We start from the raw sequence: 13,781 nt of genomic DNA, 5'->3' as shown, positions 1-13,781 counted from the left end.
GACATGATTGCTCGATTCGTAAGACAGGCGCTGGCCAACCGGGTGCTCACCCTCGTGGCGATCGCAGCCCTGGCCCTGGCCGGTGTCTATTCATTTCAGAACGTCCCGATCGACTCCTACCCCGACGTCACACCCCCGATGGTGCAGATCTATACGTCAAGCCCGGGGCTGTCGCCGGTCGATGTCGAGACCCAGGTGTCGTATCCGGTCTCGATCTCGATGTACGGCCTGCCCGGACTGGAGCGGGTACAGAGCACCTCGATCTTCGGACTGTCCCGGGTCAACGTCTACTTCGAGGACGGCACCGATATCTATTTCGCCCGTCGGCTGGTCATGGAACGCCTGGCCAAGGCACGACAGCAGATTCCGAAGGGCCTCGGCGAGCCCCAACTCGGCCCCATCACCAGCGGGCTCGGCCGGGTGATGATGTATACCGTCGAAAACACCGACCGCGGCCTGCACTCGCCGACCGCCCTGCGCACCGCGCAGGATTGGATCGTGAAGCCCCAGCTGCGCACGGTGCCCGGCGTGACCGGCGTGCTGTCGATTGGCGGTTATGAAAAGCAGTATCAGGTCGCCCTCGCCCCCAACGCCCTGTCGGCTCGCAATATCACCGTGGCCGACGTGCGTCGCGCCATCGCCGAGAACAACCGCAACGTCGGCGGCTCGTTCATCAACCGCGGCGGCGAGGAATACATCATCCGCGGCTATGGCTGGGTCGACCCCGGCGAAAAGGGGCTTGCGGATCTGCGCAAGATTCAGGTGACCGAAAACAACGGGACACCGGTGTATCTCGATGACATCGCCGAGATAGGCTTCGGCCCGGCCATCCGGCGCGGCACCCTGATCGCCGACGGCAAGGAAGCGGTCGGCGGTTTCGTTCTCAAGCTGATCGGTCGCAACACGCAGGCCCTGCTCGACAACGTCAAGGCCAGGATCGACACGATCAACGCGGCCTTGCCGGAAGGCATGCGGGCCAAGCCCTACTATTCCCAGGCCAGCCTGATCGACAAGGCCTCGGCAACGGTCGAGGACGCCCTGCTGGAAGGCTCGCTTCTGGTGTTGGTGCTGCTTTACCTGTTCCTCGGCAATCTGCGCTCGACCCTGATCGTGATCGCGAGCCTGCCCTTGTCGGCCCTGATCGCGTTCATTGCCATGGATCATGTCGGTCTCTCGGCCAACCTGATGAGCCTCGGGGGCCTGGCGATCGGTATCGGCATGATGGTCGACGGCTCGGTCGTCATGATCGAAAACATCTTTCGGCACATGGAAGAACGGGCGGAAGAAGACGTATCGCACATGCGCCTGGTCGGCGAAGCCGCCGCCGAAGTCGCCCAGCCCATCACCTTCGCCATCGCGATCATCGTGCTGGTCTTCACCCCGCTGTTCACCTTGCAGGGGACCGAAGGCAAGCTGTTCTCGCCAATGGCCTACACCATCTCGTTCGCGCTGGCCGGCGCGCTGGTCATGGCGCTGACCTTCGTTCCGGTGATGGCGTCATTGTTGTTCAGGAGACGCAGCGCACACGGCGAACCCCGGCTCGTGGGCTGGCTCAAAGCCGGCTACCGACCGATTCGCGATGCGGCGATCAAGGCGCCGGTCGCCGTGCTGGGGGCGGCAATCGTGCTGTTCCTGTCCAGCCTGGCGATCTTCCCGACGCTGGGCACCGAGTTCATCCCGACGCTGCGGGAGGGCACGTTCATGGTGCGCTCGACCCTCCCGCCGGGCGCCAGCCTGGACAAAGCCAGGGAATACGCCAAACGCGTGCAAACCGTGATGCGCGAGTTCCCGGAAGTCCGGGGTGTGTATTCACGGGTGGGGCGTGCCGAAGTCGGCGGCGACCCGGAGCCGGTCAACGTCATTGCCTCGCTGGTCAATCTCAAACCCCTGGATGCCTGGGCGAGCGGCCGCGACTACGAACAGCTTCAGACGGCGATGGCCGAGCGCGTGGGCGAGTCGTTGCCGGGTCTGGCCAACAACTTCTCGCAGCCGATCCAGCTGCGCACCGACGAGTTGCTCTCCGGCGTACTCGCCCAGGTCGTGGTGAGCATCTACGGTGACGATCTGACCAAGCTGGCCGACACCGGCCGAAAGATCGCGGCGATTGCGCGCGCGGTACCCGGGGCAGCCGACGTACGGGTTCAGCAACAAGGTGGCAAGCCACAGATCGTGATCCGACCCGATCGCGCCGCGCTGGCACGCCATGGCATTCCGCTCGACGAGGTCCTGGGTGTGGTCGAGACCGGCATCGGCGGTGCCGCCGTCGGCCAGGTGTTCGAAAACATCCGACGATTCGACATCTTTCTGCGCTTCGATGAGACGGCCCGTAACCGGGTCGACGCCATCCGCGACCTGACCTTCCGCACCTCGCAGGGCGCCTTGATCCCGCTATCCCGCGTGGCCGACGTCGAGGTCTACCGCGGGCCGAAGAAGATCTCGCGGGCCAAGGCCAGCCGGCGCCTGTTCGTGCAACTCAACGTGCGCGGACGAGACATGGGCGGTGTGGTGCGCGATATCCAGAAGCGTGTGGCCAGCGACGTCGAACTGCCGCCCGGTTATTTCGTGGAATACGGCGGCCAGTTCGAGAATCAGCGGCGGGCGATGGCCCGACTGTATGTCGTGGTGCCGATCACCATGGCGCTGATCTTCCTGTTGCTGTTCATCGCCTTTTCCAGCCTGCGCTATGCCGCACTGATCTATCTCAACGTGCCGTTCGCGATTACCGGCGGGATATTCGCGCTCTGGGTCTCCGGACTGTATCTGTCGGTGGCCGGCGCCGTCGGCTTCATCGCCGTATTCGGCGTCGCCGTGCTCAACGGAGTGGTGCTGGTCTCGTATATCAACCAGTTACGCGCGCAGGGGATGTCGATCGATGAAGCCGTGCGTGTGGGTGCCGAGCATCGGCTCAGGCCGGTTCTGATGACGGCGACCGTCGCCATTCTCGGCCTCGTTCCGCTGCTGCTGGCCAACGGCATCGGCGCCAACGTGCAGCGCCCGTTGGCGGCGGTCGTCGTCGGCGGGTTGATCACGTCGACCTTGTTGACGTTGCTCGTGCTTCCGGCGGTGTATCGCTGGTTCGCCGAGCCGCGCCGGGACATCGACGTCTAACCCTGTGGCCTGTAACGCAAATGCACCGCCCTGTTCCGGCAGGCGTTCAGGCCAGACGCCTTGGTAGCGCCCCTTCGACCAGGGTGTCACCGGCGGCGCCGTTCGCACCGGCGCCGTCGCCATTCGACCCGCGGGCATCCGGCTCTGTTACCCCCTCAGGCGATGCCCGTGGGTCGTCTTTTCATGCGATAGACAAAGGAGAGACCACCATGAAAGAGATCAAAGCCTACATTCGTGCCCACCGTACCGACCCTGTAATCGACGCCCTGGCCGAGGTTCCGGCGCGGCCCGGCATCGCTGTGGTGGCATTGAAGGAAGTCGGTCATCGCGCCGGCGGCAACGACATCCGGACGGTCGACATGGTGAAACTGGAAATCGACGTGCCGGATGCACAAGCCGACACCGTAGTCGAGATCGTGTTGGCGGCCGCACGCACCGGCGCCGGGCATCCCGGCGATGGCAAGGTCTATGTGAGTGACGTCGCAACGGCCATCGATATTGCGACCGGGCACGTGTTGTGAGCAACCACGACCGCTCCCGCACGTCTTGCGGCACGGCCCGATCGGGCCGGCGCGTTCGCGAGAGCACACGACCAGGGCGCTGTTTCCCGAGCCGTGAGACCGACCCGATGTCGTCTGGGACGACCCCGGCGTCTAACCTCCCCGCTCGCGCAACAAGATCAGCAACAGTCCGAATGCGGCCAGCTGGGTGGCGACGACGAACGCGATCACCGCCACCCACGACAGGCCGTAGAGCGCGCCGATGATGGTCGAGCCGCCGAGCCACGCGATACCGTAGGCCGCGGTGAACAGGCCATAGGCGGTGCCCCGCCGCGCGCTCGGCGCCAGATCGGCCACCGCCGCGCGCAGGGTCGATTCGTGGATGCCCATGGCCGCGCCCCACAGCGCCGCCCCGATCCATATGGCCGGGGCGGAGTCGGTGAATGCGAACATCGGCACCAGGCCGGCCAGGGGCAGCGCGACCATCAGTGCACGCAGGCCCACGCGATCGTACAGCCAGCCGGAGCCCAGGGCGGCCAGCGCCGCGGCGGCCATGGCCACGGCATAGGTGACCGGAATCAGCGCCGGTGCGATCACCCCGGCGACCTGGTCGTGATAGGCGAGCACGGCGAAGGTCGAAAAACCCAGCATCGCCACCGCCGTGAAGGCGGTATACAGCCAGAACGCGCGCGACAGACCGCTGGCATTCGCCGCTGGGGCGGGAGTAGCACTGGCGGCGTGGCCGGCATCGTAATCCACGGGCGTCGGCACACGGCGGCGCAGCCAGATCAGCGTGAGCAGCGCGAGCACGCCGGGCACGGCGAGCACCGCAAAGCCCGCGCGATACCCCGACAGCACGATCATGCCGGCCACCAGCAACGGCCCAACGAAGGCCCCGGACTGGTCCATGGCTTCATGCACGGCAAACGCCAGGCCGCGCCCGAACGAGGCATGGCTCGCGGCCGCCAGCATGGTATCGCGCGCTGGCGTGCGCACGGCCTTGCCGAAACGCTCGCCGACGACCAGCGCGCCGGCCTGGGCGAGCGTGGACGTGATCGCGAGCACCGGCACCGCGACCAGCGTGATGGCATAACCGGCGATCGAGAGCGTCCAGTAGCGCTGCGTACGATCCGATAGCGGACCGCTGGCCAGCCGCAACACCAGCGCGACCGCTTCACCCAGGCCAGTAATCAGGCCCACCGTCATCGCCGAGGCACCGAACGTGGCCAGATACGGCCCGGTGACGCTGCGCGCACCTTCGTAGACCATGTCCGCGAGCATGCTGACCAGGCCGAAGGCGATCACGAACTGGCGGGCGGTCAGGCGGTTGCGCTGCGCGCTTACTGCGTTCATAACGATCGATTCCTTATGGATGAGCGGTCCGCGCAGAGCGCGCAGCACCGATACTCACGAGCCGATTTCGATGCGCGTCGAATGCAGGGTCGGCAGATGATCGGCCAGCGCGCGCCGCACCGCCTCCACAATGCGATCCGTTTCGGCGACCGACAGCGCGCCATCGAGCCGGATCGTCAGCTCCACTGCCAGCTCGTGGCCCAGCCAGCGCGCGCGCACATCCGTTACGCCCTGTACCTCTTCGACATGCTCGGCCGCATGGTGGATCTCGTCGATCAGCCGCGGCTCGACGCCGTCCAGCAAACGTGTGAACACGGCACGCGCGGATTGCCAGACGATGCCGAAGATGGCGATCGTGATCAGCAGGCCGATGACGGGATCGGCCAGCGGGAAACCCAGCCATACACCCAGGGCCCCGACCACGACCGCCAGGCTGGTCAGCCCGTCGGTACGCGCGTGATAGCCGTCGGCGATCAGGGCCGCGCTGTTCATCTGCCGACCCACGCGGATCCGGAACACCGCCACGATCTCGTTGCCGGCAAAACCAAGCACGCCGGCCAACGCCACCCAGCCGAGCTGCGCGATCGGCTGCGGATGCACAAAACGGTTGATGGCCTCGTAACCCGCGACCAGCGCGCTGAACAGAATGATCAGCACCACCACGACACCGGCCAGGTCCTCGACCCGGCCATAGCCGTAGCTGAAGCGCCGCGTGGTCGGCCAGCGCGCCAGGCGGAAGGCGACCCACAACGGAATCGCGGTGGCCGCATCGCCGACGTTGTGAATGGTGTCGGCCAATAGCGCCACGCTGCCGGACCACAGTGCGATCACCAGCTGACCCAGCGCGGTCACGGCCAGAATGACGAACGACCACTTGATCGCCCAGATCCCGCGCTCGGCCGCGGCCAGGCTCGGATCGACCACGCCATGCGTATGGCCGTGGCCGGCGCCGTCATGCGCATGATGCCCGTGATGGGGATGGGCCCCGTCATCGCTCGCGCCGAAGCCGAGCCAATCCCGCACGGCCTTGATCGAGGGTTTACTCATAGATATTTCGTGATCGACTTGAATTCGTCCATGAGCACGCGTGCCTGCGCGCGGTCCTTTTCGAACAGCTCGACGTCGAAGCAATGATCGACGTGATCGTGTACCAGCGTGCGCTTGGCATTCGTGATCGCGTTCTCCACGGCGCTCAATTGCTGGGCGATCTCCAGACAGCCCTGCTCTGCCTCGAGCATTTTGACCACACGGCCCAGATGGCCCTGGGCGCGTTTCAGGCGATTGATGATCTGCGGGTGGGATTCGTGCTTGCTCATGCCAATATCCTATCCCCCTGGATAGGATATTGACAACAAATGACGAGGCGGTTGTTTTTGGCCGATCGCCCGACACCGAAAGTAGCGCGGCTACCCACGAGCCCCGGGCAACGCTGGCACAAGCGGCCTGTATCGACATCCCGCATGCCGCGATTCGGCATGTCGTTGGGTGTGAACGCCCCTAACTTCGACTCGCGGGACGCTTGAAGCGCCAATACAGATAGCCCGCAGCCCCGAGAACGCCAACCCCGACCGCGACATAGAGCGCGATCGGCCCCGCGGCATCGATGAAATGCCGAAACTGCTTGCCGAACCAGTACACGCCGAAGCCCCAGACGCCAACCCATAACGCGGCGCCGATGGCGTTATAGAGCGTGAACATCGGCGCCGGCATCGAGCCCACACCCGCGACGATGCCGTTGAGCTGCCGCAGGCCGAACACGAACCGCGCGAAAACCACGATCACCCGCCCGTAACGCGCGAAGAAACGCTCGACACGGGCCAATCGTTGCTCGGTGATCCCGACCCGAGCGCCGCGACGCAGCACGAGCCTGCGGCCACCGAACCGGCCGACCGCATACCCGATGTTGTCGCCCAGAACCGCGCCGGCCCAGGCCGCGAGCAGTAACCCGACAATCGACAGCTGGCCCTGCGAGGCCAGCAATGCCGCCGAGACCAGCGCGGTTTCGCCGGGTGCCAGCAGAATACCGAAATCCTCGACCAGTACGATCACGAATACGGCCCAAGGCCCGTACTGGCTGATCATCGACGTGATATGCGACATGCGGTACCTGTGATTTCGGCGGTTTACGCCGACCCGAGGCCTATCGGCATGGCAACGCCTCGACCCGCCTGCCTACGACGCTATCTGATGGCTACGCCGGTCAACAAAAACACCGGGTTCATGGTCGTTGCAATCGATTGGGCCCGGCAGGCCTGGGTGAATGGCCTCGACCCCGGCGAACGAAAGTCATTTTGCCGTTCCCCGGGCATCCCTGCTTCAGCCTGCCTGCTTTTGCCGTCGAGACAGATACAGCGCCGGAATGAGATTGGTCGTCAGCAGCGCGCTCCATATCATGCCGCCGAGAATCACGATGGCCAGCCCTTGCTCGGGTGCGGCGCCCTGCCCCCAACCGAGTGCGGTGGGCAACATGCCGAGCACGGCGGTCAGCGTGGTCAGCACGATCGGCCGGAAACGCACCCGCACCGCTTCACGCACGGCCTCCGCCACCGGCTGCCCGGCCGCTTCGTTCCGTCGCACTCGAAACAGCAAGACGATGCCGTGATTCAGGCTCAAACCGAGCAGGGCCAGAAACGCCACCAGCCCGGTCGCGTTCAGGCCGACGCCGCTGAGCACCAGCGCCAGTACGCCGCCTGTGAATGCCAGCGGGATCTGCAGTAACAGCAATCCGGGTGCCAGCAGCCCGTCGAACTGGATGATCAGGATCCCGACCATGAGCACGAATGCGGCGATCGCTGCGATGCCGATGCCGATCGCCGCGTGCATGAGTTTGGGATACAGCCCGCCGAAGCCGATGCGATAACCTGGCGGTAGATGCAGGCCCTGGATCGCTTTTCTGGCGCCCGAGACCGCGCTGCCGAGCGACCCGGTCGGCGTGGCGAGAATATCCAGCGCCCGGGCGCCGTCGACATGGCGCAGTTGGTTGGGCGCATCGATTAGCTTGAGTTGGGCGAGCTGGCCGAGCGGGGTCCAGCCGTGGCGGGTATGGATCGGCAATTGCCGCAGGCCCGCTAACGAGAGATCCGGCGCTTGCGCCAGACGGACGTAGAGATCGAGGGGCACATTGCCGTCGGGAATCTGGGCGACCGTGTCGCCGGTCAGCAGGGGATCGATCTGGGCATAGAGGGTGCTCGGGGTCAGGCCGTAGGCGGTCATCGCGCCGGGTTTGGGCTTGAGTTGCAGCTGCGGGATGGGGTAGCTGTCGTTATTGAAAATGGAAGTCAGGCTCGGTACGTGGCGCAGTCGTGCCCCGATTTTCTTTGCCAGCGAGCGCAGCTTGCTGATGTCGTGGCCGAACACGCGCAGCACAAACGGTTGCGGCAAACCCGACAGGCTTTCACCGAGACGCTCGATGGTGGGCGTGTCGATCGCCATCTCGACGCCCGGTATCCGGCCCTCCTTGAGCAGACGCTGACCGAGTTGGTTGAGGCTGTTCACGCCGATGCCCGGCTTGAGTACCGTTTGGATTTCGCCCGCGTATCCCGGCTCGGTATAGGCCGTGGCCGACGCCGATCCGATTCGCGCATAGGTATGTGCCACGGCCGGATCGGCGCGCAGCCGCTGGGTAATGGTGTCCACTGCGGCCTCGGTCTGGTGCAGGCTGGTGCCCGGCGGTAAGGAAAAACCGATGAGCATGTCCCCTTCGTTGGGCAGCGGCAGGAAATTGACCGACACCAACACCAGGCCGGCGGCGCTGATGAGCAACAGGGCGACACAGCCCGCCAGGCTCGCGCGCGGGAAGCGGGTGACCCGATCGAACAGCCGTTCGTTGAGGCCTTGCAGGCGGTCGAGCGCACGGGCCGCCGCGGTCGGCCGCATCCGCGGGCGGGCCCCAATGAAGCCCAGCCCGAGCGGAATCACGGTCAGGGAAATGAACAGTGAGGCGCCAATTGCCAGCGCCATGGCCAGCGCGAACGGAATGAAGAACAAGCCCGCCAGGCCGCCGACGAACAGCAGCGGCAGGAACACGGAGACCGTGGTCAGGCTGCCGCTGATATCGGGACTGGCGATATCGGCCAGCCCCTGGCGTATGCCCGCCCAGTGGGCATCACCGGCTTCCCAGCGATGATAGATCGCCTCCAGCACGATAATCCCGTCATCGGCCAACAGACCCACAGCCACCGACAGCGCGCCCAGTGTCAACAGGTTCAGGCTTTCGCCGAACGCATAGAGCCCGGCGATGCCCAGCAGCAGCGACAAGGGGATACTCAGCGCCAGCGCCCAGATGCCGCGTCCAGCGCCCAGGATCCAGAACAGCACCAGGATCGCCAGCGCTGCGCCGATGACCAGGTTCCGGCCCAGGTCTGCACCGATCAGGCCCACGAGATGGCCCTGATTGTAGATGCGCACCCAGTGCACGCCGTGCGGGAGTTGCCCGAGCGTCTGTTTCAGCTTGGCTTGCACCGCCCGGTCGACGGGCTGGGTGGAAGCACCGGGTTGTTTGAACACGGTGAGTGCGATGCTCGCCCGACCATCCAGCTTGATCGCGTTCCGGGTCGGCTCGGGGGCACGCTCGACGTGCGCCAGATCGTGCAAGGCCACCGGACCGTGCCGGGTCTGGACCGGTATCTGCCCCAGCGCCGCCGCATGGCGCGGCAGGTTGCGCGCCTCGATCAGCACGTGCTGGTGGCCGGCGTGGATATACCCGCCCGAGCGCAGCAGGACGTGCTGTTTCAAGGCCGCAGTCAGGGCCGTTACCGGGACCCCGTAATGATGCATTGCCGGGAGATCGGGCTGAACCCATAGCGCGTCGTGCCCGGTTCCGTAGACCTCGACGCGCTGGACGCCGGGCAGTGCCCGCAGGGCCGGCTCGATGCTCGCCCGGATGGCGCGTTGTACCGCCACCGGCGCCACGCCGGCCGGAATCTGTGCCGCGTAGTCGGCGACTTCGTTGATGGCGTTGCCCATGAGTTCCGCGTACGGATGTGCAGCGGCGGGCAGCTGGCCGCGAACGCGGTCGATCGCGCTATACACGGACTGAAGATCCTGCTGCGGATGGGTGTCGGTGGTAAAGCGCACGGTGGTCTGGACTTCCCCGTGGCCCATTCTCGAACGCAGGCTCGCCAGATGGTGCAAGGCCAGAATCTGGCCTTCGATCGGTCGTGTGATCCGGGCCTCCAATTCCTGCGCGGTGGCGCCGGGATCGCGGGTGATGATGCTGATCTGCGGATAGTCGAAACGGGGCAACACCTCGACCGGGATATGCAGCCAGGCGTAGACGCCGTAGACGATCAGCGCGCCGAACAACAATACCCACGGCAAGGGCCGCGCGAGCACGCGCCGGATTGACGACATCAGCGGACTCATTCAGCCGGGCTTCTGATAGTGCTGTGCGAAATGACGATGGAACGTCAGATAGGCGTGGTCGACGACCACTGGCGTACCGGCCGATAAGCCGCGGGTAATCAAAGTGTCGTCGCCGCGGCTGGGACCTAACGTCACGCGTTGCCGTCGATCGCCTTTCGGGGTCTTGATCAACACCCACCAGTGGGTTTGATACAAGATCAACGCGCGGGTCGGTACCATCACGCCTGTTTCGTGGGCGCCACTCAGCACGACCGTGCCGGCTTCGCCGCTGATCCAGCGGTTGTTTTTCGCAGGCGAGCGCAAACCCACCGGGCGGCCGCCGTCCGCGTCGGCCACGGCGAGAATACGCGCCACCCGCACGGGGATCGGCTTGCCGCCATCGGCCGGCATGAACCGCCCGCGCATGCCGACGTGAACGGCCGCGGCGCGTGCGCCGTAATAGGTGGCCTTCAGCCACAGGCCATGGGTCGGCTGGACCGTCAACACTGTCTGCCCGGCGGCGACACGTTCGCCATTGGCGGCCGCAACCGCCGTCACCGTCCCGGTGGCCGGCGCCCGCAGCACGGCGTTTTTCTTGACGGCCTGCAACGCCGCCCGGGCGGCGGACAGCTGTGCCCTCGCCTGCGCGAGGGTAGCCTGTGCGTTATACAGGTCTTGGCGGGTACTCAGGTGGGCGGCGCGTTTTTTCTGCGTGATCGCCAGGGTATGCCGAGCCGCCCCCAGTTTTGCCCTGGCCGCCGCCACCGCCGTGCGCCGCTGTTCCAGCAGCGCCCGGATTTCCGGGCCTTTTAATTTGCCGAGCGCCGCGTCGGCGGTGACGTGCTGGCCCGGATCGATATTCAAACCGGCGATCCGGCCGGTCTGCGCGGACTGCAGCCGGGCCTGCGCAATCGGCACGACCTCGGCATAGGCCGTCAGATCCCGCGTGACCGTGCGCGATTGTGCAGTGACCGTACCCGGCGGCGCGCTCCAGGCCGGGGCACAGCACAACAATGCCGCCAGGCCCAGAAGACGCGCCGCGGGGAACCCAACCATGGGACGAGCGAGCATAGACATGGCGGCCAGTCTGACAAGCCCACCTGTCGTTCGCCTGACATGCCAGTGACATTTTTGTCAGGTTCGCCGCGCCCGTGCCGCCCAGCGAACGTCAGGGTTCAGAACAGGATGGGATGCCGGATCGGAGCGACGCCATCACCCGGGGACGGCCTGTATTCCCTGCGGCGCCGTCGTCATCAAGCCGTCGGCCAGGTCAGCGACACGGTCGTGCCCTGCGCCAGATCGCTCTCGATCGATACGCGGCCGTTGTGCAGTTTCATGATCGAATCGACGATGGCCAGACCGAGACCGCTGCCCTGAACCGAATCCGTGCGCGACTCATCCGCGCGATAGAAGCGGTCGAACACCCGATGCAGATGCTCGGGCGCGATACCGCTGCCATTGTCGATCACCCGAATGGCGGCGGTCTCACCCGGCACCACCTCCACCACGATCCGGCCGCCGGCCGGCGTATGCCGGATCGCATTGGCCACCAGATTGGCCACCGCGCGACGCAGCAAGTCGTCGTCGCCATGCGCCCGCGCCGCACCTCGTGCATGCAGGGCCACACCCTGTTGTTCGGCCAGCGGCGCATAGTATTCGACCACCGATGCCGCGATTTCATCGAGCGCGATCGCCTTGTGCAGGTGCGGCGCCCGATCCTGCTCCGCGCGGGCCAGAAACAGCAGACTATCCACGATGCGTTCGAGGCGCAGCGTTTCCTCGAGCATGGATTCGACGGTGCGACGGTAATCCTGCTCGTCCCGGGTACGCGACAAGGCGATTTCGGCCTCGTTGCGCAAATTGCCGAGTGGGGTGCGCAGCTCATGGGCCACATCGGCCGAAAACTGGCGCAGCCGCTCGAACGAACGGGCCAGGCGGTCGAGCACGCGATCCAGCGTATCGGCCAACCCGCTGATTTCGCGTGGCCACGATTGCTGTCTGAGCGCGTCCCGGTCCGGCTGCTCCAGGGAAAGATTCGCCACGACACGGCTCAGCGCCCGCATGGGGGCCAGCCCCTTGCGCGCCGCGGCAATGCTCAACAAAACCGCCAATAACGTGCCCACCGCCAATACGACGATCAGCATATTCCGATAGTCCGCCAAGACCGCCCGATCATGGGCGACGTTCATGGCGAGCTGGAGTATCACCGGCTGGCCGGTGGTCGCGTCCACCCCAAGATCGATCGCAGCCAGCAGATAATGTCCCTGCCGGTCGACCCGGGCCATGCGCGGCCCGTTGGTGAACCGGCGATACGGCTGTGCCGCGGGGAAGTCTGTCGCGGGCAGATGCGCCGCCATGCCGGGCGTTTCCCCAAGCACCTTGTTCTGCGCGAGTAACAGACGGGCTTCGTAGTCTCGAAAGCGGGTGGATTCGGTCTCGGTATGGATCTCCTTGACCAGCCGCCGGGTGCGGTGGCCATCGTCGGCCAGATCGGCGTGCAGCTCGTGCACCTTGGCGATCAGGAACTGGCTATCTTCGTAATTGAAGCTGTGGACGAGATAGAAATACAGCGCCACGCCGCAGACCGACAATACGGCCAGGGTCGAGGCCGCATACAACAGGCTCAGCCGCAGCGTTATGGATCGCGGCAGCGACACCATTCAGTGCCGCAACTCGAGCAGATACCCCACGCCGCGCACGGTATGGATCAAACGGTCCGTGAACGGGACATCCACTTTGGAACGAAGACGCGCCACCGCCACGTCGATCACATTCATGTCGAGATCACTGCCGAACTTCATTTCCCAGATCTTTTCGGCGATCACGGCCCGGCTGACCACCTGGCCGGCCCGCCCGGCGAGCAGGGTCAGCAGGGAAAACTCCTTCGGCGTCAAACGCAGCGTCTGGTCGGCACGGGCCGCATGCCGGCGTATCGGGTCGACCACCAGGTCGCCGATGACGAAACGCTCCGGCTTGATCTGGTCGCCGCGCCGGGCAATGGCACGCAGCCGTGCCACGAGTTCGCTGAAGGCAAAGGGTTTGACCAGATAGTCGTCGGCGCCCAGATCCAGGCCGCGGACCCGGTCCGATACCTCGTCGCGCGCGGTCAGCAACAACACCGGCAGATGGTCATTCGCATCGCGCAACGCCGCGAGCACGGACCAGCCATCGCGACGCGGCAGCATCAAATCCAGAATGGCCGCGTCGTATTCCTCACTGAACAGCCATTCCAGGGCCTGCTCGCCGTCCGCGGCAAGATCCACCACATGCCCGGCTTCGGACAGCCCCGTCCGCAGGAGGTGCCCCGTCTTGGCATCGTCTTCAGCGATGAGTATGCGCATGCGTCATTGACTGCCATCGATCATCCATACCACCCGCGACGCGGAGCCAGGCCTGTCACTGGGCAGGATGGCCGTCCGGACAGGCCGTTACCCCAACCCCCGCAGGATACCCGCGTTTTCGCGCCGTGCGGCATTG

General features: G+C 65.5%; 9 protein-coding genes and 1 pseudogene. 2 read left to right on the top strand and 8 right to left on the bottom strand.

The features are described 5' to 3' along the window. Positions 1-3 precede the first annotated feature (3 nt). Positions 4-3,108, top strand: a complete 3,105-nt coding sequence (locus tag ACS8YF_RS04870) for an efflux RND transporter permease subunit (RefSeq protein ID WP_440849096.1) — start codon at positions 4-6, stop codon at positions 3,106-3,108. A gap of 209 nt (positions 3,109-3,317) precedes the next feature. Beyond that, entirely contained in the window at positions 3,318-3,629 is a 312-nt protein-coding gene (locus ACS8YF_RS04865; protein WP_440849095.1) for a P-II family nitrogen regulator, read from the top strand. 132 nt (positions 3,630-3,761) lie between these two features. Here ACS8YF_RS04865 and ACS8YF_RS04860 read toward each other — a convergent pair whose 3' ends face one another. The 8 genes and pseudogenes from ACS8YF_RS04860 to ACS8YF_RS04825 all read right to left on the bottom strand — a co-directional run bounded on the left by ACS8YF_RS04860 (position 3,762) and on the right by ACS8YF_RS04825 (position 13,645). Continuing rightward, positions 3,762-4,961, bottom strand: coding sequence for an MFS transporter (locus ACS8YF_RS04860; RefSeq protein ID WP_440849094.1), 1,200 nt, complete (start codon positions 4,959-4,961; stop codon positions 3,762-3,764). Between the two features lie 66 nt (positions 4,962-5,027). Beyond that, positions 5,028-6,008 (bottom strand): annotated as a pseudogene (locus tag ACS8YF_RS04855) (cation diffusion facilitator family transporter); the annotation flags it as partial. After that, positions 6,005-6,277 (bottom strand): metal-sensing transcriptional repressor, encoded by a 273-nt coding sequence (locus ACS8YF_RS04850; RefSeq protein ID WP_440849093.1) that lies wholly within the window; start codon positions 6,275-6,277, stop codon positions 6,005-6,007. The gene ACS8YF_RS04850 and the pseudogene ACS8YF_RS04855, both read right to left, overlap by 4 nt. A gap of 181 nt (positions 6,278-6,458) precedes the next feature. Beyond that, positions 6,459-7,061 carry a DedA family protein gene (locus ACS8YF_RS04845; protein ID WP_440849092.1) on the bottom strand — a complete coding sequence of 201 codons (603 nt, stop codon included), beginning with the start codon at positions 7,059-7,061 and terminating at the stop codon, positions 6,459-6,461. Positions 7,062-7,277: 216 nt separating this feature from the next. Beyond that, the gene (locus tag ACS8YF_RS04840; RefSeq protein ID WP_440849091.1) at positions 7,278-10,325 is read right to left on the bottom strand and encodes an efflux RND transporter permease subunit; all 3,048 of its coding nucleotides are present in this window, start codon (positions 10,323-10,325) and stop codon (positions 7,278-7,280) included. Beyond that, positions 10,326-11,381, bottom strand: coding sequence for an efflux RND transporter periplasmic adaptor subunit (locus ACS8YF_RS04835; RefSeq protein ID WP_440849090.1), 1,056 nt, complete (start codon positions 11,379-11,381; stop codon positions 10,326-10,328). A gap of 176 nt (positions 11,382-11,557) precedes the next feature. Next, positions 11,558-12,964 (bottom strand): heavy metal sensor histidine kinase, encoded by a 1,407-nt coding sequence (locus ACS8YF_RS04830; RefSeq protein WP_440849089.1) that lies wholly within the window; start codon positions 12,962-12,964, stop codon positions 11,558-11,560. Continuing rightward, positions 12,965-13,645, bottom strand: a complete 681-nt coding sequence (locus ACS8YF_RS04825) for a response regulator (protein ID WP_440849088.1) — start codon at positions 13,643-13,645, stop codon at positions 12,965-12,967. Between the last annotated feature and the right edge of the window lie 136 nt (positions 13,646-13,781).

The organism is Salinisphaera sp. SWV1, assembly GCF_052044155.1.
GTDB lineage: Bacteria > Pseudomonadota > Gammaproteobacteria > Nevskiales > Salinisphaeraceae > Salinisphaera.
The sequence above is the reverse complement of the archived record's forward strand: the minus strand, read 5'-3'. Positions and strand labels throughout refer to the sequence as shown.

What these genes read in the sequence shown, in the direction of transcription:
- ACS8YF_RS04830 (WP_440849089.1), bottom strand. Translation starts at nt 12,964, where the DNA reads ATGGTGTCGCTGCCGCGATCCATAACGCTGCGGCTGAGCCTGTTGTAT.
- ACS8YF_RS04840 (WP_440849091.1), bottom strand. Translation starts at nt 10,325, where the DNA reads ATGAGTCCGCTGATGTCGTCAATCCGGCGCGTGCTCGCGCGGCCCTTG.
- ACS8YF_RS04860 (WP_440849094.1), bottom strand. Translation starts at nt 4,961, where the DNA reads ATGAACGCAGTAAGCGCGCAGCGCAACCGCCTGACCGCCCGCCAGTTC.
- ACS8YF_RS04825 (WP_440849088.1), bottom strand. Translation starts at nt 13,645, where the DNA reads ATGCGCATACTCATCGCTGAAGACGATGCCAAGACGGGGCACCTCCTG.
- ACS8YF_RS04835 (WP_440849090.1), bottom strand. Translation starts at nt 11,381, where the DNA reads ATGTCTATGCTCGCTCGTCCCATGGTTGGGTTCCCCGCGGCGCGTCTT.
- ACS8YF_RS04870 (WP_440849096.1), top strand. Translation starts at nt 4, where the DNA reads ATGATTGCTCGATTCGTAAGACAGGCGCTGGCCAACCGGGTGCTCACC.
- ACS8YF_RS04865 (WP_440849095.1), top strand. Translation starts at nt 3,318, where the DNA reads ATGAAAGAGATCAAAGCCTACATTCGTGCCCACCGTACCGACCCTGTA.
- ACS8YF_RS04845 (WP_440849092.1), bottom strand. Translation starts at nt 7,061, where the DNA reads ATGTCGCATATCACGTCGATGATCAGCCAGTACGGGCCTTGGGCCGTA.
- ACS8YF_RS04850 (WP_440849093.1), bottom strand. Translation starts at nt 6,277, where the DNA reads ATGAGCAAGCACGAATCCCACCCGCAGATCATCAATCGCCTGAAACGC.